This window comes from Chromobacterium sp. IRSSSOUMB001 (assembly GCF_023507765.1).
GTDB lineage: Bacteria > Pseudomonadota > Gammaproteobacteria > Burkholderiales > Chromobacteriaceae > Chromobacterium > Chromobacterium haemolyticum.
Genome location: NZ_JALCYU010000044.1, coordinates 1 through 1,941 on the forward strand (window position 1 = coordinate 1; position 1,941 = coordinate 1,941).

Sequence of the window (1,941 nt, forward strand, 5' to 3'; positions counted from 1 at the left end):
CGGGCGCTCGCGCCAGCGTTGGGCCACGCGTTCCAGGCCGGCCCAGGGGGCGGGCGGGGCCGGCGCGTCGGCATCCGGCAGCCGGGGCGGCGGCGCGCCCCAGCGCAGCACTCGCTCCAGGCCGGTCAGCAGGCCCTGTTTCTTGAGCAGGCGATACAGGCCGTAAGCCAGCAGCCCGGCCGCGGCCAAGGACAGCAGCGGCCACCAGACCGGGCGGCTGCCATCCGCGGCCGCGTCGGCGCCGATCCAGGCGTCGCGGTACAGCCATAGCGGGATGCCCAGCAACACGAGCAATAGCGCCAGCGCCAACAGCATGATCAGCAGGCCATGGGGTTTTGAAGGTGCGCTCATGCCGTGTCCTTATTGTTGGAGAGTGAGGCCGCCGGCAGCGCCATCCCGGCGTAAAGCACGTTTTGCGCTTGCAACAGCCAGCCGCAGGGCTGCCGCTGGGCGGCGGCGTGGATGGCGGCCAGCGTGCACAGCGCTGGGCCATCCAGCTCCGGCGGGCCGTCCCACCATGGCCGCAAGCCCTTGTCCGGCCTTGGCCAGGGGGGCGCGGTCGGCGTCAACTTGTCCAGGCCCAGGCAGACGGCCGGGGCTTGCTCGGCGTTGCGCGTTGCGCCGGCGCAGACATCCTCGCCGTCGTCGCTCCATTCCGGGCGGCTCAGCCGCACCGCGTCGTTGGGGCCGGGGCGGCGCAGCAGCCAGGCGAAACCGGCCTGCCGCGTCGGCTGCTGAGGGTCCAGCGCCAGGCCGGCGCACAAGACCGCCGCCGGCACGGAACCGTCCGCCGCCGGGGTGTGCAGCCGTTCAATGGCGGCATCCAGTGTTTGCATGGACTCCCAGCGCCTTAGCGAACCCACACTCAAGCCGGGCCAATGGGCAAGCAAGGCATCGACAAACCGGGTTCTGCCGGTGTCTGTCCCTTGCCAGTACAGTTCCAGGGCCAGCGGCACGTCGGGACCGGATTGGCTCGTCCGCAAGGCCAGCGCCAGCCGGCTGGCTAAGCGGGTCTCTATCTCGGCGTAACCCGGCGCGGCTTCCCAGCCGGGCGGTCGTTGCCGCAAGGACGCGGCCGGCGGAGGCTTGGCGGCCGCGCACAGCGCCGCCCATTCCGCTTCGCCGCGGGCCTGCGGCGTCAGCAGCGCCCAGGCGGCCAGGCTGGCCGTCTGGCGGTGATGGGCCAGCCAGTATTGCTGGCGTTGCGTCAGCTCTTCCTTGAAGAAGACGGCGTCATTGTCCGCCGAGTAATAGGCGACGCCGCGCAGACAGAGCAGGAAGGCCCACAGCAGCGGGCCGAAAGCCGCGGTCCAGAACCAGAACTCCAGCGTGTTGGTCGGGGCGTCCGTCGGCCAGCGCCATAGCGTGAGGCCGGCGCCGGCGGCGCAGAACAACAGCAGCGCCGTCGCCCAAGCCCATGGCGACAGCCGCTTGGGCGGCGGCAACAAGGGCAAGCTTGGCAGCGCGCGCATCTCAATGCACCTCGATGCCGTCGCTGCTGCTGAGCAGCGTGCAGCCGCACTCGCAGCGATGGCCTTCCAGCGCCACCGGCATATCGTCCAGCAGCCAGTGCGCCGCGCCTTCGGCGATGCGGTTGTGGCCATGGTCTTTCAGCGGGCAGAACACCGGGTCGCCCTTGCGGGCCAGCGGCCGCTGGAGATGGCCGCCCAGGCCGCTGCCCTGCAACACCGTGCCGCCGCTGCTGAGGCGGTCGCCCTGACGAATCACGCGAGACATGGAGGATTTCCCTTTCTTTAAGTCGAGAGCGTCAACGGCTCCGGAGCAGGGTGAAAACGAAGTCGGCGAAATAGGCGATCGCGGACAAGTTCCAGCGTTGACTGATGGCCATGAGCATGACTTCCTGCATGTATTAAGTTTGATGGAAAACAACGGCCTCACCATGACCACGGCCGCGGCGGAAACGGCGGCGCGTCCGGGTCA

At 69.7% G+C, this 1,941-nt stretch carries 4 protein-coding genes; 1 reads left to right on the forward strand and 3 read right to left on the reverse strand.

What is annotated here, in order from left to right; translation table 11 throughout:
* The 3 genes from MOV80_RS23200 to MOV80_RS23210 form a co-directional block, all read right to left on the reverse strand.
* The coding region (locus MOV80_RS23200; RefSeq protein WP_249605554.1) for a hypothetical protein at positions 1 to 351 on the reverse strand (351 nt) is incomplete at its 3' end.
* Entirely contained in the window at positions 348 to 1,472 is a 1,125-nt protein-coding gene (locus MOV80_RS23205) for a hypothetical protein (protein ID WP_019101608.1), read from the reverse strand. The genes MOV80_RS23200 and MOV80_RS23205, both read right to left, overlap by 4 nt.
* Position 1,473: 1 nt before the next feature.
* Positions 1,474 to 1,737, reverse strand: a complete 264-nt coding sequence (locus MOV80_RS23210) for a PAAR domain-containing protein (protein ID WP_043593944.1) — start codon at positions 1,735 to 1,737, stop codon at positions 1,474 to 1,476.
* Here MOV80_RS23210 and MOV80_RS23215 point away from each other — a divergent pair.
* Positions 1,736 to 1,941, forward strand: a 206-nt coding sequence (locus MOV80_RS23215; protein ID WP_249605555.1) for a hypothetical protein, incomplete at its 3' end; no start/stop codon positions are given. The genes MOV80_RS23210 and MOV80_RS23215 overlap by 2 nt on opposite strands.

Coding starts and splice junctions, on each gene's coding strand:
- MOV80_RS23205 (WP_019101608.1), bottom strand. CDS start 1,472: ATGCGCGCGCTGCCAAGCTTGCCCTTGTTGCCGCCGCCCAAGCGGCTG.
- MOV80_RS23210 (WP_043593944.1), bottom strand. CDS start 1,737: ATGTCTCGCGTGATTCGTCAGGGCGACCGCCTCAGCAGCGGCGGCACG.